Below are 16,461 nucleotides of genomic sequence, written 5' to 3' on the forward strand. Positions count from 1 at the left end.
GGCTATTCGTAGGCGCCCAGCCGGCGCTGTTCCTCCGGCGAGAAACTGGCGTCGCGTAGCCGCTGCAGGGCTGCCGCATCCTGCGCGCCGCCGGGCAGGCTGTTTTTTTGCGCCTGGTAGGCGATGATGCGCTGCTGCCACTGCGATTCCTCGCGGTCCAGTTCCGCCAGGCGCGCCGCCGCTGCCGGCGTGAACGTGCTGGCGCGCAGGCGGTAGACTTCATTCTCGCCGCCGCCCTGTGCCCGCAAGGTCTTGACGGAGGCGTCCAGCTGCGCCACCTGCAGCGGCGCGTCGCGCGCGGCGCGCTGGGCTGGCGACATTTTCTGGTCCAGCGCGGCCAGTTGCGCCTGGCGCTGCGCTTCGTCGAGCGAGGCGTCGCCGAGTATGGCCATGCGCGCCACGGCGTCGTCGTCATACGCGTCGCTGGCGCCGAACAGGCCCGCGCTTTCCTCGGCTGTAAAATAGTTGCCGCGCAAGGCGCGCATGGCTTGCAGGCGCGCGCGCGCCGCCAGGGCCGCATCGGCTTGCGCCGGCAAGGCCTGTTCCGCGCCGGCCAGCGCCTGCTTGTAGGCCAGGTACGCGCCCAGCAGGCGCCTGGCTTCGCGGGCGGGGGCGGGCGCCAGGCGGCGGTCCAGTTCCGCCTCGATCTGGCTGCGGATGGCGGCCAGCGGCTTTTCGCCGAGGCCCGCCAGGTAGTAGTCGAACAGGTGGCCCAGTTCCGCATCGACCACCAGCTTGTCGCCGGCGGCCACCGTGACGTTGCCGTCGGGCCGCGTGCCTTCCATCGAGCGCACGAACGCGAACAGGTCCGGTTCCTCCTTTTCCGGCGGCGGGGCGGGCGGCTCCCCGGGGCGCAGCACCAGATACAGGGCCAGGGCCGCCAGGCTGCCGCCGATGATCCATTTCGCGTTCGTGCGCATCGTAGGCTCCTTACAGTCCCAGGCCTTGCAGGCGGTTGGCTTGCTGGCGGAAGACCGTGACGGGGTTCGTCTCGAACAGGTTGACGATGCCGACGAACTGGTTGACTTCATCGAGATGGTTCATGGCGTAGTCGTCGCGGATCACCTTGCCCAGGTGGCTGGAGCAGCTGCTGACCAGGCCATCGTTCTTGACGCCGCCGAAGGCCAGGCTGATGGCGGCCAGCAGCGGGTCGCCCACGTCGAGCACATTCGTGTACGGTTGCGCGCCGCTCCACGAAAAGTAGTGCACGCCTTGTACCTGGTAGGCGCCTTCGCCGCAGGCGGAGGTGGGCACGCCTTGCGGGTGGCGGCTGTTGAAAGCCAGCGAGCCGGCCGTCGACAGCGACGCCAGCGAGGCGCCCGCGTTTTGCGGCAAACCCTTGTTGCCCGACAAAATGCCGATCAGGGAGGCGAGCGCGTTGCCCAGCGCGCCGCTGGTGTTGGGAATGGCGCCGCTGAGGATATCGGCCACCTTGGAGCCCTTGTTGACGCCGGCCACGCTGGTGACGGACGCCACCAGGTCGGGGCGCACGGAGGCGACATAGCGGGCCGTGGGGCCGCCGTGGCTATGCCCGATCAAATTGACCTTGGCCGCGCCGGTGGCGGCGAGGATTTGCCGCACCTGCGACAGCAGCTGTTCGCCGCGCACTTCCGTGCTGTTGGCGGCCGACACGGTGGTTACATACACTTGCGCGCCGCCGCTGCGCAGGGCGGCGGGGACGCCGTAAAAATATTCGACGGGACCGAGCTTGTCGAAGCCGAACAGGCCGTGCACCAGCACGATCGGGTACTTCGTCTGCGTGTAGCCGGCGGCGCTGGCGCTGCCGGGCAGGATGGCGAGGGAAAGCAGAAGGGTGGATAGCAGTTGCCAAAAGCGAGTCTTCATTTTGTCTCCGTTATGTATTATTAATAGTGGAAATGAGTGGAAATGTCGATGCTGTAGCGATGAACCGCGCGCTCCTGTACATTCTCGATGTATTAAAAATAGCGAGCGCTCGGTTTTTTGAATGTAGCACTGTTGGATTTAAATTGCATTTGAATTGCATGATGCAGCGCAATAACTGTGGGAAGTTGACGTTGCTTATGTGCCCATTGCATAGTTGAAAAGTCAAATAGTTGTTTTCCTGAGCTATAATCGGCCCGGCATCAGCCGTCCCGCCGTCTTGCCATGCCGCGTCCAGGCATGGCATGGATATCGCTCCTACACCGTTACTTGGGAATGCACTTGTCGACCCATTTTAATTTTGAACAGTTTCAGCAGATGACGCCTTTGAATGGCGAAAACATCTGGGAATATATTCTTGACCGCCACGCGGAACGTATCGGCGTCAAGCGCCGCAAGCCGGCGCTGGAAAATCTTGAACGCATCTTCGTCGCCACCTTCCGCCTGGCCAATGACGTGGGCTTCCGCGCCATGAGCTTGCGTGACCTGTGCCGCGAGACGGGGCTGTCGATGGGCGGCCTGTATGGCTACATCACCAGCAAGGACCAACTGGCTGAAATGATCGAGGACGTGGTGCGCCACGCCACGCAAGCCTTGCCCTTGCTGTTCGCCGACGTGAAGTCGCCGCTGGACCGCCTGGAGGCGATGATACGCTCGTCGATCTACCTGTCCGAAGTGCTGCAGCCGTGGTTTTATTTTGTCTTCATGGATTCGCGCGTGCTGCAGGTGGAGCAGCGCAGCATGGCGAAGAATTCGGAACTGTATGTGCAGACCCTGATCGCCGCCACCATCGGGGAAATCGAACCGAAGCCGCAGGGCGATCCCACCTTGCTGGCCGCGCACTGCCTGGCACTGTTCCAGGACTGGTACGTGAAACGCTGGAAATACCGCGCGGCGAAGGTCAATGTCGACGATTTCGCCGATAGCGTCGTCAGTACGGTGCGCGGGTATTTGAGCATGGTCAAGGCGCCGTAAGGACGCCATCGAAAAAAAGCCAGGATATCTCCTGGCTTTTTCACTAGTTCGTTTCCACCGGCACCGTTTCCGGCAGGGCGGCCGGGTCGGTCGGCGTCTCCACATCCATATCCAGCGTTTTCACGCCGTTCATGTCGATGAATTCGTCGTACAGCCATTCGCCATCGACCTGGCTCAGGCCCGCCGGCACGGCGCGCGTGATTTGCGGGCGCGTCGACAGGGCCGTGCGCATGTAGTCGATCCAGATCGGCATGGCCAGGGTCGAGCCGAATTCGCGTCCGCCCAGGGACTTGGGCTCGTCATAGCCCATCCACGCCACGGCCACGATACCGCCGCCATAGCCGGCGAACCAGCCATCGACGGCGTCGCTGGTGGTGCCCGTCTTGCCGGCGATGTCGCTGCGTCCCAGTTTTTTCGTCGCCGCCGCGCCCGTGCCGGTGCGCGCCACTTCGCGCAGCATGCTGTCCATCACGAAGGCGTTGCGCGGGTCCAGCGCCAAGGTCTTGTCGTCGTTCGGAGCGGGCGGCTTGGTCTGCATCAGCACCGTGCCCTTGGCGTCGACGATGCGGTCGATCAAATACGGTTCCACCTGGTGGCCGCCATTGGCGAACAGGGCGTAGGCGCCCGCCATCTGCACGGGCGTGACGGAACCCGTGCCAAGCGCCATGGTCAGATTGCTTGGCTGGCGGGCCGGGTCGAAGCCGAATTTTTCCATGAAGTCGTGCGTGTACGACACGCCCAGCGCGCGCAGGATGCGTACCGAGGCCACGTTCTTCGACTGCGCCAGCGCGTAGCGCATGGTGATGGGGCCGTCGAACTTGAAGTCGTCATTCTGCGGCGCCCAGACCTTGCCGCCCGCCTGCATTTCCAGCGGCGCGTCGTTGATCAGGGTGGCCGGCGAAAAGCCTTTTTCCAGCGCCGCCGAATACACGAACGGTTTCATGGCCGAACCGGGCTGGCGCCACGCCTGCGTCACGTGGTTGAACTTTTGCAGGTTGTAGTCGAAACCGCCCACCATGGCGTGGTAGGCGCCCGTCTCCGCGTCCAGCGAGACGAAGGCGGCGGCCACCAGCGGCACTTGCGTGATGGCCCAGTTGCCCTTGGCGTCCTGGGTGATGCGGATCACGGCGCCCGGGCGCAGCTTGATGCCGGCGCTCGCCTTGGCCGATAGCGCCGGGGCGGCAAAGCGCAAGCCGTCGCCCGTGATGGCCTTGGCGTCGCCATCGCCCGTGTCGGCGATCACTTTGCCGCTCACCACTTCCGTGACGACGGCGGCGATCAGGCCGTCGCTGTCCGGGCGTTTTTGCAGTGCCGCATCGATGGCGTCGTCGCGCTGCTCGGGGTCGGCCGGCATGTCGATGAAGGTTTCCGGGCCGCGGTAGCCGTGGCGCTGGTCGTAGGCGATGACGTTGCGGCGCGTCGAGGCGTAGGCCGCGTCCTGGTCGGCTTTCAATATCGTCGTGTAGACGCTGATGCCCTTGGTGTAGCTGTCTTCCTTGTATTGGGCATACACGGCCTGGCGCGCCAGTTCGGCCACGTATTCGGCGTGCGTGTCGAAACCCTGCTTGCCGCGGGTATTGATATGCAGCGGCTGGGCCAGCGCCTGCCGGTACTGGCCTTCGCTGATGTAATCGAGTTCGCGCATGCGTTTCAATACCAGCTGCTGGCGTGCGTGCGCCTTTTTCGGATTGCTGATCGGGTTGTGGCGCGAGGGGTTTTGCGGCAAGCCGGCCAGCATGGCCATTTCCGCGATCGTCAGTTCCGACAGGGGCTTGCCGAAATACGTCTGCGCCGCGCTGCCGAAGCCAAACGAGCGCTGGCCCAGGTACATCTGGTTCATGTACAGCTCGAGAATCTGGTCTTTCGACAGGGCAGCCTCGATTTTCAGGGCCAGCATGATTTCATTGAGCTTGCGCGAGGCGACTTTTTCACGCGTCAGGAAGAAGTTGCGCGCCACCTGCATGGTGATGGTGGAGCCGCCGCCGTGGCCGAAGCCGTGGCGCAGGTTCGACAGCACGGCGCCGCCGGCGCGCACGAAGTCGATGCCGTGGTGTTCGTAGAAGCGGCCATCCTCGATGGCCAGCAGGGCCTTTTTCATCATTTCCGGCACTTGCGCGATCGGCACGAAGTCGCGGTGTTCCTCGCCGAATTCGCCGATCAGCACATTGTCGGCCGTGTACACGCGCAGCGGTATCTTCGGCTGGTAGTCCGTGATGACGTCCAGTTCGGGCAGGCGGGGGCGCACGTACAGGAACAGCCAGGCGGCCAGCAGCACGGCTGCGGCCAGCGCGGCGCAGCCGGCGATGATGAAGCCGCGCACGGCGGCGCGGCGGGAAGGCCAGGGGAATCCGGTTCGTTTGGCAGTCAAGGCAGTCTCACGTGAGCGTGCAAGGCACGGTGGCAGCGATTATAGACCAATGCGCCAGCGCTTCCTGTGCGGGCGTGGCGGCGGGGCCGGCCGCAAAAAACCTTTTCATCGAAACGCGGCTGTGCGATAGTCTCGGCTTCAAGAAAATAGCCCGGACGTCGATCCGGGCTGTTTATTTTTAAAAATTAAGGAAATATCCATGGCAAAAGATGCAACACCGAGCGTCGTGAAGCCCTACATCCCGGCCGATGCGAAGCTGCCCGAGATGACCTTCCGAGCGCTGTTCATGGGCGTCATCCTGGGGATGGTCTTCGGCGCCTCCTCGCTGTACCTGGTGCTGAAAGTGGGCCTGACCGTCAGCGCCTCGATTCCCGTCGCCGTGATCGCCATCACCCTGTTCGGCCTGGCCAAGAAGGTGGGCGGCAAGGATTCGTCGATCCTGGAAAACAGCATCACGCAAACGGCCGGTTCGGCCGGCGAATCGCTGGCCTTCGGCCTGGGCGTGACCATGCCCGCCATCCTGATCCTCGGCTTCGACCTGGAAATCTCGCGCGTCATGCTGGTCGGTATCCTCGGCGGCCTGCTGGGCATCCTGATGATGATCCCCATGCGCCGCACCATGATCGTCGACCAGCACAAGGAACTCAAATTCCCCGAAGGCACGGCGTGCGCCGAGGTGCTGAAGGCGGCCGCCACGGAAGAATCGCGCATCGCCGCCGGCGAAAGCATCGAGAAGGATTCGGCTGCCGCGCTGGACGCCAAGCGCCGCGCCAAGATCATCTTCGGCGGTTTTGCCGTCGGCTTGCTGTATAAAGTCTTCAATATCTCGTTCAAGGGCTGGAAGGATACGCCGGGCGTGGAATTTGCCGCGCCGCTGAAGGGTGGCTCGATCGGCGCCGAGATCTCGCCTGAGTTGCTGGGCGTGGGCTATATCATCGGCCCGCGCATCGCCGCCACCATGGCGGCTGGCGGCGTGCTGTCGTACCTGCTCCTGATCCCGATGATCAAGTTCTTCGGCGACAGCCTGACCACCGTGCTTTCGCCAGGCACCAAGTTGATCAGCGAAATGGGCGCCGACGACGTGCGCAGCGCCTACGTGCTGTACATCGGCGCGGGCGCCGTGGCCGCCGGCGGCCTGATTTCGCTGGTGCGCGCCATGCCCATGATCTGGCGCAGCCTGTCGGCCGGCCTGAAGGGCATCGGCAAGGGCGTCAAGACCAATTCCACCTTGCGCACGGACCAGGATATCCCCCTGAAATGGGTCATCATCGGCTGCCTGTCCATCATCGCCGTGATCACTTTCGCCACGCCGCTGCACATGAATTTCCTTGGCGCGCTGCTGATTCTCGTCTTCGGCTTCCTGTTCGCCACCGTGTCGTCGCGCCTGACGGGCGAAATCGGTTCGTCGTCGAACCCGATCTCCGGCATGGCCGTGGCCACCTTGCTGTTCACCTGCCTGATCTTCCTGATCATGGGCTGGACGGGCGGGCGTTACTATGTGACGGCCCTGTCGGTGGGCGCCATCGTCTGCATCGCCGCCAGCAATGCGGGCACCACGTCGCAAGACTTGAAAACGGGCTACCTGGTGGGCGCCACGCCGCGCCTGCAGCAGTACGCGATTCTGGCGGGCGCGCTGTCGTCGGCCCTGATCCTCGGACCGATTTTGCTGAAACTGAACGAAGCGAGCACCGTCTACGTGCCGGCCGCGCAAGTGGCGCCTGGCCTGACGGTCGATGCGTCGAAGCTGACGGTGACGGGCGAACTGCATGGCCCGCAAGCCGAGACGGACCACAACACGTATAAAGTCTGGCAAAAGACGGATACCGTGGGCGGCCCGGCCGGCAAGTATTTCGTCAAGGAAGACGGCCAGCTGGCTTACCTGGTCGATCCTGGCATCAATGGCCATTACAGCAAGCGTCCGGACGGTTCGGAAGTGAAGAAATACGATGCGCCTAAGGCCGTGCTGATGTCCTACATCATCAAGGGCATCCTCGACCAGCAGCTGCCGTGGACCCTGGTACTGTTCGGCGTGATGATCGCCGTGGTGCTGGAAATGGCCGGCATTCCGTCGCTGGCGTTTTCCGTCGGCGTGTACCTGCCGCTGTCGTCCACCTTGCCGATCTTCGTCGGCGGCCTGGTGCGCTGGCTGGCGGACCGCCGCAACAACAAGCTGGAACACAACGCGAAACTGAACGAGGAAGAGCGCCAGCTGGCGGGCGACCGCAGTTCGGGCGTGCTGCTCGCTTCCGGCTACATCGCCGGTGGCGCGCTGGCTGGCATCATCATCGCGATCACGGCTGGCGTGCTGACGCACTTCGACCAGATGATGGCCGACTGGGCCGAGCACGGCAACCCGTTCTACGCGGGCCTGCACTCGGACGCGTTGTCCCTGCTGCCGTATGCGGCCATCATCGTGCTGCTGTATATCGTGGCGCGCGAGAAGAAAGCGGGCAGTTCGCAGGCTTGATGTTGTAGCCAACCCAAGGAAAACCGCCCGGCGTCATGACGATCCGGGCGGTTTTTTTATGCGCGCCCGATGGGCCGCGCCGCCAGTTGCGCCGCGCTCGCGTAGATCGTCACGTGCTCAATGGCCAGCCGGTGCAGGTGGTCATAGAACGCCTGCGCCGGAATGCACCACGCCGCCGCATCGCCCACTTGCCCGTTGACGCGCAGCCCGGCGGCATCGAATTCCCGGTGAAAGTAATCGCGCAGGTCGCCGCGGCCGGGCTGGTCGATGCGGCGCTGCGCGACTGCCGGCTCGAAAGGGCGCACGGGCACTTCCCAGCGACGGCCGACGTGGTCCAGGCAAGCCAGCAGCTTTGTATCGTCTTCCCATACGGGCACGGGAAAGGCGTCGCCCATGGCGTCTTCCAGCGCGTGATAGAACGTCACCGGTCCCATGGAAATGCCGAGGCCCAGCACCTTCGCGTGGTCGCAGCCGATGAAACGCTGCCAGGGCGAGTCGATGCCGAAGATCGAGGGCGCGCGGTGGTGCGCCTCGGTGAGATATGCTGCATGGCGGCCCCACGCGGACACGGAGTGGGTCGGGTGGATGCTGCGATGGATCGCATCGCTGGCCAGGAAGGCTTCCGGCAAGCGCCCCATGTGCGTGCCATGGCGGCGCGGGTCGAACACATAGCCTGGCATGGCGCAGGTGGCGCGCAGCGTGCCGCCCGGCAGATAGTAGGTCGGCAGCAGCAAGGTGCCTTGCGGGCCGACGGCCTCCTGCAGGGCGCCTATCACGGCCAGCGCGCCGCCTTCCACGTAGCCGAGGCTTTTCAGCGATGAATGCACGAACAGCGTATCGCCTGGCGCCACGCCGAGCCGCGCCAGGCCGGCGGCCAACCCGGCGCGCGTCACGTGGGGCGCGCTGTGGCGCATGTGCCGGGCGCTGGCGGCGCGGCGCCATGCGTCCAGTGTGGCGTGGATGGCGTTTCTTGCATGTTCAAGCATCGCCGATGTCCATTTCCAGCAGGTTGGCATCGATGCAGAATTTGGCGGCCCAGTTCAGGTAAGCCCAGGTGCCGTAATCGCCATCGACGGGAAACGAGCCCTTGACGCCGCCGCGCGCGTGCGCGGGACCGTCGATGCTGACCGAGCGCCGCACGAAACTATTCAGGCGGTGCGCCGCATCGAGGTAGCGCCGTTCGCCAGTGATCTGGTACAGCAGGAACAGACAATGCGCGTTTTGCGCGGAACCCGTGAGGCAGGCGTAGCTAGCCCCTGGCTGGAAGTCGGGACCGAGGCGGCCTGCCAGGTAGCCGTCGGCCGCCACGGCCCTGGCGATGCCCGTTCCGGTGCGCGCGGCGGCGTCCAGCAGGTCGGCGCGCGCCGAAAAGCGGTGCGCTTCGAGCAGGCCGCGCAAGGCGTAGCCGATGGTATGGGTCAGGGGCTGCAGCGGGTTGTCCAGGCAATTCGAGGCGAACCAGCCGTTGGGACGCTGTTTGGTCAGCGCCCAGTCGACCTGGCGCAGGCCGGCCACGCCATAGCCGTGGCCCGGCGCGACGCGGTCCGCTTCGAACAGTCCCCACGCCACGTGCGTTTCATAGGCCTTGTCGCCGGCGCTGGCGAACGGGGTCGGATGCCTGCGCCAGCAGCCATCGGCATCCTGGCTGTCGCGCAGCCACCTTGCCGCGCGGTGCATGGCGTCCTGGTATGCCGCGCCGTACGCCTGCACGCCGGCGGCCAGGCCAAGCAGGATCTGGCCCGTGTTGAAGGTGACGGGCACGCGCGGCGTGGAATCGATCTTCCCGCCCTGGTAACCGCCTTCCGGGAACTGGATAGCCACGCACCAGTCGAGCATGCGCCGCGCGCGTCCGTGCAGCGCATCATCCCCACCCTCGTCGCCCGTGCGCTGCGCCAGGGCGATGAGGGTGGGGATGATGTAGCCGGTGGTCTCCGGGTAGGAGCTCGACCAGCCTGTCAGCAGGCTGTAGTCGCGCGCGACGCCGCCGTCGTTTGATCTGGAATTGTCCTGCGCCGCGCATAGCCAGGCCGTGCAGGCCTTGACGACGGCTTGCGGGCCGGGGTCAAAGGCAGGCAAGCCGCGACGGTCCGACAGGCGCTCCATGCGCGCCGCTGCCGGCAGGCTCGCCTGCGGCGCCAATGTATTCCGGATCTTCGTGAGCAAGGTGCGCATGGCAGCGATGGCGTGGTGGTTGGCTCCGGCTACTGTAGCGCTGGCAGCTGCTATGCCGATTGACTTGCCGCAAGGTTTTGTCGTCGCATCGCTGCGGCCGGAATTGACGCATAATGGATGCCTCACCACCGTTGACGAGGCCCGCCATGAACAATGTCACGCTTGAGTACTCGGTCGTCACCAATCCCGACTCCTTTGTCGGCTTCAAGTACTACGTCAAGGCGGGACAGGCATTCGATGCCGACGATTTCGCCTATTCCTACAAGCTGAAACGCTCCGACCTGGACCCGGACAGCGTGCTGGCCACGCGCGAGGCGGCGGCGAATCTGCAGCCGGGCGAGTGGCTGACGGTGTCGCATTCGATTGCGGCGTAGCCGTCAGCCCTACGCTGGCGCAAACCAGGCGCGCAATTCATCCTCGGCGCGCTGCGCCGTCTCCCGCGTCAAGGTCAGCACGATGATCTTTTCCTGCGCCGGGCGGTGCCCATCGCTGCCGGCCAGCTCGATGGCTTGCTCGAAGCTCGTGTAGCCGTGGCCGCATTCATGCGGGCATTGCTGCACGATGCGCGCCGCCTTGCCGGCGTTCCTGTCCGCCAGGTTGACGATGGGATTGCCGTCATAAAAGGGCTGGCCATTGGCAAACGCGGTGCGCAGATACGCCGTGCACTGCCCGTCGAGGAAGGCCAGGCGTGCCTGCCACCAGGCCTCTGCCGCCGCATACGCGGCCTGGTCCTCGAGAAAATCGGCAAACAGGAAGTCGTTCATATGGTTTCCTCGGCTAGATGCCGAACACTTTCAATATGGCGTCCGTAAAACCCTCGAACCAGCTGCCCACCTTGCCCGGCTGCTTGCCGTGGCGCGGGGTTTCTTCGTACAGGTAGACGCCGTTGTCGCCGTCGAAGCGGTCGTTGAGCAACGCCTGCTGGCCGCGCAGGTAGGGGATGAAGGTTTCGCTGCGCAGGGTCGAATACAGCACGTCGGTGGTAAAACCCAGGGTGGCGGACTGGCTGATGGAGCGGCCCTGGCCGGCCCGTTCCAGGCGCACGCCGCGGCAGCCGCGCACGATCAGGGTGACGGGGCCGCGAAAGACGATGAAGCGCAGCTGCAGGGTGAGCCAGGCGTGCAGGCTGCCCAGGCGCCAATGGCTGCTGATCGCCAAAGGCTGATACGCATCGGTGATCAAGCCGACCAGTCCCCGTGGCTGGAACACGAGAGCGCTGCCGGCCGGCAGGTGGACGACGGCCACTTCCAGCAGCGGGTCGTCGCTGGCGGAAATCGTCACGGATGCTGTCGTTTCGCTTTCCAGCCGCGTCAGCGCCACCATGCCGGCGGCCAGGCTGGTGAACGGGAAGCGCCAGTCCAGCAGCCACTGCGTGCGCTTGGTGCTGCTGACGGGCGACGATTGCAGGTATTCGGGATGGATCAGCATCTGCTGCCCAGGTTTTAGCTGCAATGCCTGCGACACGGCGGAGATGCGCGATTCGCCATGCGGCGGCAGGGGCAGGGAGCTGCCATTCAGCTGCAGTTCGCGCGCGATCGACAGCGGCGGCAAACGGGAAGCGACAGGCGCCAGCACGAAGTAAAAGAAAGCCTTGATGGCGACGGGCAGCAGGATGGCCGACAGCACCAGCAGGGCGGCCGTGGGCGCCACGTCCATGACGGGGGCGCGCCAGCGGGCGATCCAGTTGCGCGCCAGTTGTCCTTCGCCCGCCGCGATGGCCTTTTGCACGGGCGCCAGCGCGCCGGCCAGCGCTGGCTCGTCAATGGCAAATGGGGCGGGGCGGGCGGCGCTAGCGGCGTTGCCGGTGCGCGCGCGCTGCGTCGCCCAAGCCTGGTAGGCTTGCAGGTTGATCTCGCGCAGGCGCTGGCCTTGTGCTTCAAGCAGCGACAGCTGCGCGTAAGCGTCGCTGCCGGGCAGGCGGGCCGTCACGGGGTGCCGCGCTTCCAGTTCCCGGCGCTGGCGCAGGTTGTGCTGCAGCGCCGCATACGCGCTCACGTGTTCCGCGTGCAGGCGCGCCAGCGTGTGCCGCGCATCCTCGCCGCTCAGGGCCGCTTGCAGGGCGGTCAGATAACGGGCTTCCTGCACCAGCACTTCGATCTCCACGCGGCGCGCGGCTTCCTCCTGCGCGTGCAGGGCCAGGGTGTCCGTATCGGGCAGGGGCAGGGTAAACAGCGATGGCTGCTGCCGCGCGCGCAAGGCCGCCAATTGCGCCTGGACTTGCGCCAGGCGGGCCGTGATGGCCGTGTGTGAGGTCTTTTGCAGGGCGTTGACGCGCGCCGTGGCCGCAGCGGCCAGGCCAGCGCCATGCTTGTCGGCGCCGTCGGCGGCCAGCCTGAGCGCGGCGATGGTTTCGCTGCTGGCGCTGTAGGCGCGCCATTCGGCCAGCAGCAGGCGTCCGGCCAGCAGGATGACGATGAACAGCGCGAACTGCAGCGCGTGGCGCAGCAGGAAGCGCAGGATGGCCGTCAGCAGCTGGCGCAAGCTGGCGTCGCCTTAGCCTTGGCTGGCCGCGCTATCGGCGTCGGCGCAGCATTTCTTGTACTTTTTGCCGCTGCCGCAGTGGCACGGGTCGTTGCGGCCCGTCTTCGGCACTTCGCGCAGGACGGTGGCGCCGGGCTGGCTGTGTGCCTGGCTTTTCAGGTGGCGCTGGCGCGCCCAGGCCGCGTTGATGGCGATCACGGAAGGAATCACGCCATCCATGGCCGTTTCGGCCGCATCGTCATCGAGTTCGCCGGCCGTGGCCAGGTGCTGGAACGGCGCCAGGTATTCCGGGTGGCTGACGGCCAGGGCCGCCCACTGCGGCTTGTCCAGGCTGGTGCCAAGGACAAAACCGGCGCACCAGGCGGGCACGCTCCATTCGGGGCCGCACACATAGATGGGCTCGAAACTGTCCGGGTCTTTCGCCAGCCATTCGACCATGTAGGCATGGTGGCGCTGCGCCAGGCTGGCCGCCCGTTCGCTGGCTTCGTCCTGTGCCGGCAAGGCGCTGCCGGCAGCCTTGTCCCAGACCCAGGGCAGCCATTGTTCCGGCGTGATCTGTTTCGGGCTCAGGGCGACAGCCGTGAGAAAACCTTCCAGCATCGACACGTCCATGGCGCGGCTGGCCAGGGCGGGCGCGGCCAGCAGGGTGTCGAGTTCGGCGTATTCGTCGTCGGAGAGGGGCGAGGTGGTGGAGATGCTGGACATGGGATTTTTCAGTAATGTAGGTGGATGGCCGCTGGCCCTGGCGGTATTGTACCGCCAGGCAATGGGAAAAACGGCGCCGGAATGAAAAACGGCGGCCCGCAGGCCGCCGTTGTCAGCTATGGCAGAAAACTTACTTCACGCCGTGCATCAGTTTGTTGATCAGCGGTGCGATCAGGAACAGCACGACACCGGCGCCCAGCAGGGACCAGAAGCCGAAGGTGTAGCCGGACAGTGCCGATTGCACCGACATGCCGCTTTCGCCGCTGACGTGGCTGGCGAAGATGCCCGACAGGTTGTTGCCGATACCGGTCGACAGGAACCAGCCGCCCATGCCCAGGCCGACCAGGCGCACTGGCGCCAGCTTGGTGACCATCGACAGGCCGATAGGCGACAGGCACAGCTCGCCGATCGATTGCAGCACGTACACGGTGGCCAGGGTCCAGAACGGGATCTTGTTATCGGCGCCAACCAGGCTCGACAGAGCGAAGATCAGCAAACCGAAGGCCAGGGCATTGCCCAGCAAGCCCAGGCCGAATTTGCGCGGGATCGAAGGATTGACGTTGTGGCGCGCCAGGAAGACCCAGACGGCGGCGATGATCGGCGCGAAGACGATGATGGCGACCGAGTTGACGGTCTGGAAGTAGGCGGTCGGGAAGATCCAGAAGCCCAGGTCGCGGTTGACGATCTTGTCAGCCAGGAAGGTAAACGAGCTGCCTGCCTGTTCGAAGAACATCCAGAACAGGATGTTGAAGACAAAGATCAGCAGCATGGCGATGACGCGGTCACGCGCCACTTTACCGTTGCGTATGCCTTCGATCATCAGCATCACGGCCAGGCCGACGAACAGCGCGGTCAGGACGATTTGCAGTTTTTCAGCGCCGACGGTCAGCAGGAAGTACACGAGCGGGATCACGCACAGGGAGCCGACGGCCACCCAGATGACGCGCATCGGGTTGCTTGCGCCGGCTTCCGGAGCGCCGATGCCCTTCAGGGCGCGGCGGCCGATGGCGAACCATACCAGGCTGATCAGCATGCCGAAACCGGACGCCATGAAGACCATCTTGTACGAAGGCATGGTGCTGGTGCCGAAGATCGACTCGGCCAGCCACTGGGTGAAGACAGGGGCAACCATGGCGCCCATGTTGATACCCATGTAGAAGATCGTGAAGCCACTGTCGCGACGCGGATCGGCTGTCGTGTACAGCTTGCCGACCATGGTCGAGATGTTCGGTTTGAACATGCCGTTACCGACGATCATGGTGGCCAGGCCCAGGTTGAAGATGTCCTGGTTCGGTACCGAGATGCAGAACAGGCCGGCAGCCATGAAGACGGCGCCCAGCAGGATGGAGCGCTGGTAACCGATGACCCGGTCGGCGATGTAGCCGCCGAACAGGGCGCCGGCGTACACCAGCGCGAGGAAGGAACCATAGGTAAGGTTGGCCGCAGCCTGTCCCGAACCGTCGCCGCCGTGGAACTGGGCAACGATGTACAGTACCAGCGCCCAGCGAACTCCGTAGAACGCGAAGCGTTCCCAGAATTCAGTCATGAACAACATCCACAATGGGCTTGGATGGCCCATAATCTGCTTGAACTCGGGAATAACGGCTTCCTTGTTGGGCGTAGTCGCACCGCTCATGCGGTTCCTCCTGAAAAATTATTATAGTCAATCGATACAACGAACTTATGGAAGCCTGCGGGCGGCGGGGACTCTCATGAAGAACCTCACGCACGGGAATTCCAATAGGCTGGCATTCTAATCTACAAATTGCGCTGAGCGAAGATTTCGATTCGCATTAGCAAGAATGACTGTTTCATATTAGTCAAACCGGTTTGCAGGCAAGGGCGGCCCGGGCGATTTTGCGGCGGCACAGCACAACTTGCCTGACTTGTCGTATATTAAGGCTGCAAGACCTTCGAGCATCGATTTTTAAAGGGATTTTTCGCATTATGGAACACGACGTTATCGATACTCTGGTTTCACCGGAAGGCCGCCTGGACGTGCTCTCCAAGACTGAAGTCAACAAACTGCTCGACACCAGCCAGGGCGGCCTGTACAACACTTTCCGCCGCTGCGCGCTGGCAGTGCTCAATTGCGGCAGCACCATCGACGATGGCCGCGCCCTGCTGGAGCGCTACCAATCGTTTGAAATCTCCATCATCCAGCGCGAGCGCGGCATCAAGCTCGACATCAAGGGCGCGCCGGCCATCGCCTTTGTCGACGGCAAGATGATCAAGGGCATCCACGAGCACCTGTTTGCCGTGCTGCGCGACATCATCTTCGTCAGCGATGAAGTGACGGGTAACCCGAAATTCGACTTGCAGAGCACGGAAGGCGTGACGGACGCCGTCTTCCACATCCTGCGCAACGCCAACGTGCTGCAAACCCAGCTCAACCCGAACCTGGTGGTGTGCTGGGGCGGCCACTCGATCAACCGCGCCGAATACAATTATTCGAAGGAAGTGGGCTACCAGCTGGGCTTGCGCGGCCTCGATATCTGCACCGGTTGCGGCCCCGGCGCCATGAAGGGCCCGATGAAGGGCGCCACCATCGGCCACGCCAAGCAGCGCCTGCACAATGGCCGTTACCTTGGCATCACCGAGCCGGGCATCATCGCGGCCGAATCGCCGAACCCCATCGTCAACGACCTCGTCATCATGCCGGACATCGAGAAGCGCCTGGAAGCGTTCGTGCGCGCGGGCCACGGCATCGTCGTGTTCCCCGGCGGCGCCGGCACGGCCGAAGAAATTCTGTACATTCTCGGTATTTTGTTGCACCCGGACAATGCCGAGATTCCTTTCCCGCTGATCTTCACGGGCCCGGAAACCTCGCGCGAGTACTTCGTGCAGATCAACCAGTTCATCAGCGACACCCTGGGCCCGGAAGCGCAGCAGCGCTACAAGATCATCATCGACGACCCGGAACTGGTGGCGCGCGAAATGCTCGAAGGCATACGCCAGGTGCGCGAATTCCGCAAGGCGCACAGCGACGCGTATTACTTCAATTGGCTGCTGAAGATCGACCATGAATTCCAGAAGCCGTTCCAGCCCACGCATGAAAACATGCGCAACCTGAGCCTGCACAAGAACCAGCCCACGCACTTGCTGGCGGCTCAGCTGCGACGCGCGTTTTCCGGCGTGGTGGCGGGCAACGTCAAGGATGACGGCATCCGCTCGATCGAAGAGCACGGCAACTTCGAGATCCACGGCGACAAATCCATCGCCGGCCCGATGGACGCGCTGCTCGCTTCCTTCGTGGCGCAGCACCGCATGAAACTGGCGGGCACGGCATACGTGCCTTGCTATACCGTGGTCCAGTAAGTCGTTTTTCAAGCAGCGCCGCCCGCCCCCTGCGTGTTCAAGGGCAGGGCGGCGCCTTTCATCCGCGTTCCCG

13 protein-coding genes are annotated in these 16,461 nt (G+C 64.2%); 4 read left to right on the forward strand and 9 right to left on the reverse strand.

What is annotated here, in order from left to right; all coding sequences use genetic code 11:
* Window positions 1-2: 2 nt before the first annotated feature.
* Together JAB1_RS23625 and JAB1_RS23630 are read right to left on the reverse strand one after the other, a co-directional pair.
* The gene (locus JAB1_RS23625; RefSeq protein WP_070282013.1) at window positions 3-920 is read right to left on the reverse strand and encodes a lipase secretion chaperone; all 918 of its coding nucleotides are present in this window, start codon (window positions 918-920) and stop codon (window positions 3-5) included.
* A 10-nt stretch (window positions 921-930) separates the two neighbouring features.
* Complete coding sequence (locus JAB1_RS23630; RefSeq protein WP_070282014.1) at window positions 931-1,845, reverse strand: triacylglycerol lipase; 915 nt, start codon at window positions 1,843-1,845, stop codon at window positions 931-933.
* A gap of 333 nt (window positions 1,846-2,178) precedes the next feature.
* On the opposite strand from JAB1_RS23630, the gene JAB1_RS23635 reads away from it, so the two are divergent.
* Entirely contained in the window at window positions 2,179-2,877 is a 699-nt protein-coding gene (locus tag JAB1_RS23635) for a helix-turn-helix domain-containing protein (RefSeq protein ID WP_034782958.1), read from the forward strand.
* Window positions 2,878-2,920: 43 nt separating this feature from the next.
* On the opposite strand, the gene JAB1_RS23640 is transcribed toward JAB1_RS23635, so the two are convergent.
* On the reverse strand, window positions 2,921-5,245 hold the full coding sequence (locus JAB1_RS23640; RefSeq protein WP_070282015.1) for a PBP1A family penicillin-binding protein: 2,325 nt from the start codon (window positions 5,243-5,245) through the stop codon (window positions 2,921-2,923).
* A 199-nt stretch (window positions 5,246-5,444) separates the two neighbouring features.
* Here JAB1_RS23640 and JAB1_RS23645 point away from each other — a divergent pair, with 199 nt between their 5' ends.
* Entirely contained in the window at window positions 5,445-7,712 is a 2,268-nt protein-coding gene (locus tag JAB1_RS23645; RefSeq protein WP_052140168.1) for an oligopeptide transporter, OPT family, read from the forward strand.
* A 56-nt stretch (window positions 7,713-7,768) separates the two neighbouring features.
* Here JAB1_RS23645 and JAB1_RS23650 read toward each other — a convergent pair whose 3' ends face one another.
* Both JAB1_RS23650 and JAB1_RS23655 read right to left on the reverse strand, forming a co-directional pair.
* Complete coding sequence (locus JAB1_RS23650; protein WP_070282016.1) at window positions 7,769-8,698, reverse strand: AAC(3) family N-acetyltransferase; 930 nt, start codon at window positions 8,696-8,698, stop codon at window positions 7,769-7,771.
* A complete protein-coding gene (locus tag JAB1_RS23655; protein WP_083299920.1) occupies window positions 8,691-9,884 on the reverse strand; it encodes a terpene cyclase/mutase family protein in 1,194 nt (397 codons plus the stop codon). The genes JAB1_RS23650 and JAB1_RS23655 overlap by 8 nt, the downstream gene beginning before the upstream one ends.
* A gap of 146 nt (window positions 9,885-10,030) precedes the next feature.
* Here JAB1_RS23655 and JAB1_RS23660 point away from each other — a divergent pair, with 146 nt between their 5' ends.
* Window positions 10,031-10,258, forward strand: coding sequence for a hypothetical protein (locus tag JAB1_RS23660; RefSeq protein ID WP_034755374.1), 228 nt, complete (start codon window positions 10,031-10,033; stop codon window positions 10,256-10,258).
* Between the two features lie 9 nt (window positions 10,259-10,267).
* Here JAB1_RS23660 and JAB1_RS23665 read toward each other — a convergent pair whose 3' ends face one another.
* The 4 genes from JAB1_RS23665 to JAB1_RS23680 all read right to left on the reverse strand — a co-directional run bounded on the left by JAB1_RS23665 (window position 10,268) and on the right by JAB1_RS23680 (window position 14,706).
* The gene (locus tag JAB1_RS23665; RefSeq protein ID WP_070282017.1) at window positions 10,268-10,648 is read right to left on the reverse strand and encodes a hypothetical protein; all 381 of its coding nucleotides are present in this window, start codon (window positions 10,646-10,648) and stop codon (window positions 10,268-10,270) included.
* Window positions 10,649-10,661: 13 nt separating this feature from the next.
* Window positions 10,662-12,365, reverse strand: coding sequence for a hypothetical protein (locus JAB1_RS23670; protein WP_070282018.1), 1,704 nt, complete (start codon window positions 12,363-12,365; stop codon window positions 10,662-10,664).
* Window positions 12,366-12,377: 12 nt separating this feature from the next.
* On the reverse strand, window positions 12,378-13,070 hold the full coding sequence (locus JAB1_RS23675; protein WP_070282019.1) for a UPF0149 family protein: 693 nt from the start codon (window positions 13,068-13,070) through the stop codon (window positions 12,378-12,380).
* A 130-nt stretch (window positions 13,071-13,200) separates the two neighbouring features.
* Entirely contained in the window at window positions 13,201-14,706 is a 1,506-nt protein-coding gene (locus JAB1_RS23680) for an oligopeptide:H+ symporter (protein ID WP_070282020.1), read from the reverse strand.
* A 311-nt stretch (window positions 14,707-15,017) separates the two neighbouring features.
* On the opposite strand from JAB1_RS23680, the gene ppnN reads away from it, so the two are divergent.
* Window positions 15,018-16,388 (forward strand): nucleotide 5'-monophosphate nucleosidase PpnN, encoded by a 1,371-nt coding sequence (gene ppnN, locus JAB1_RS23685; protein ID WP_034782951.1) that lies wholly within the window; start codon window positions 15,018-15,020, stop codon window positions 16,386-16,388.
* The last annotated feature ends 73 nt before the right edge of the window (window positions 16,389-16,461 follow it).

This window comes from Janthinobacterium sp. MP5059B, assembly GCF_001758645.1.
Taxonomy (GTDB): Bacteria; Pseudomonadota; Gammaproteobacteria; order Burkholderiales; family Burkholderiaceae_D; genus Janthinobacterium; species Janthinobacterium lividum.

What these genes read in the sequence shown, in the direction of transcription:
- JAB1_RS23665 (WP_070282017.1), bottom strand. Translation starts at nt 10,648, where the DNA reads ATGAACGACTTCCTGTTTGCCGATTTTCTCGAGGACCAGGCCGCGTAT.
- JAB1_RS23635 (WP_034782958.1), top strand. Translation starts at nt 2,179, where the DNA reads ATGCACTTGTCGACCCATTTTAATTTTGAACAGTTTCAGCAGATGACG.
- JAB1_RS23660 (WP_034755374.1), top strand. Translation starts at nt 10,031, where the DNA reads ATGAACAATGTCACGCTTGAGTACTCGGTCGTCACCAATCCCGACTCC.
- JAB1_RS23630 (WP_070282014.1), bottom strand. Translation starts at nt 1,845, where the DNA reads ATGAAGACTCGCTTTTGGCAACTGCTATCCACCCTTCTGCTTTCCCTC.
- JAB1_RS23625 (WP_070282013.1), bottom strand. Translation starts at nt 920, where the DNA reads ATGCGCACGAACGCGAAATGGATCATCGGCGGCAGCCTGGCGGCCCTG.
- ppnN (WP_034782951.1), top strand. Translation starts at nt 15,018, where the DNA reads ATGGAACACGACGTTATCGATACTCTGGTTTCACCGGAAGGCCGCCTG.
- JAB1_RS23650 (WP_070282016.1), bottom strand. Translation starts at nt 8,698, where the DNA reads ATGCTTGAACATGCAAGAAACGCCATCCACGCCACACTGGACGCATGG.
- JAB1_RS23655 (WP_083299920.1), bottom strand. Translation starts at nt 9,884, where the DNA reads ATGCGCACCTTGCTCACGAAGATCCGGAATACATTGGCGCCGCAGGCG.
- JAB1_RS23645 (WP_052140168.1), top strand. Translation starts at nt 5,445, where the DNA reads ATGGCAAAAGATGCAACACCGAGCGTCGTGAAGCCCTACATCCCGGCC.
- JAB1_RS23680 (WP_070282020.1), bottom strand. Translation starts at nt 14,706, where the DNA reads ATGAGCGGTGCGACTACGCCCAACAAGGAAGCCGTTATTCCCGAGTTC.
- JAB1_RS23675 (WP_070282019.1), bottom strand. Translation starts at nt 13,070, where the DNA reads ATGTCCAGCATCTCCACCACCTCGCCCCTCTCCGACGACGAATACGCC.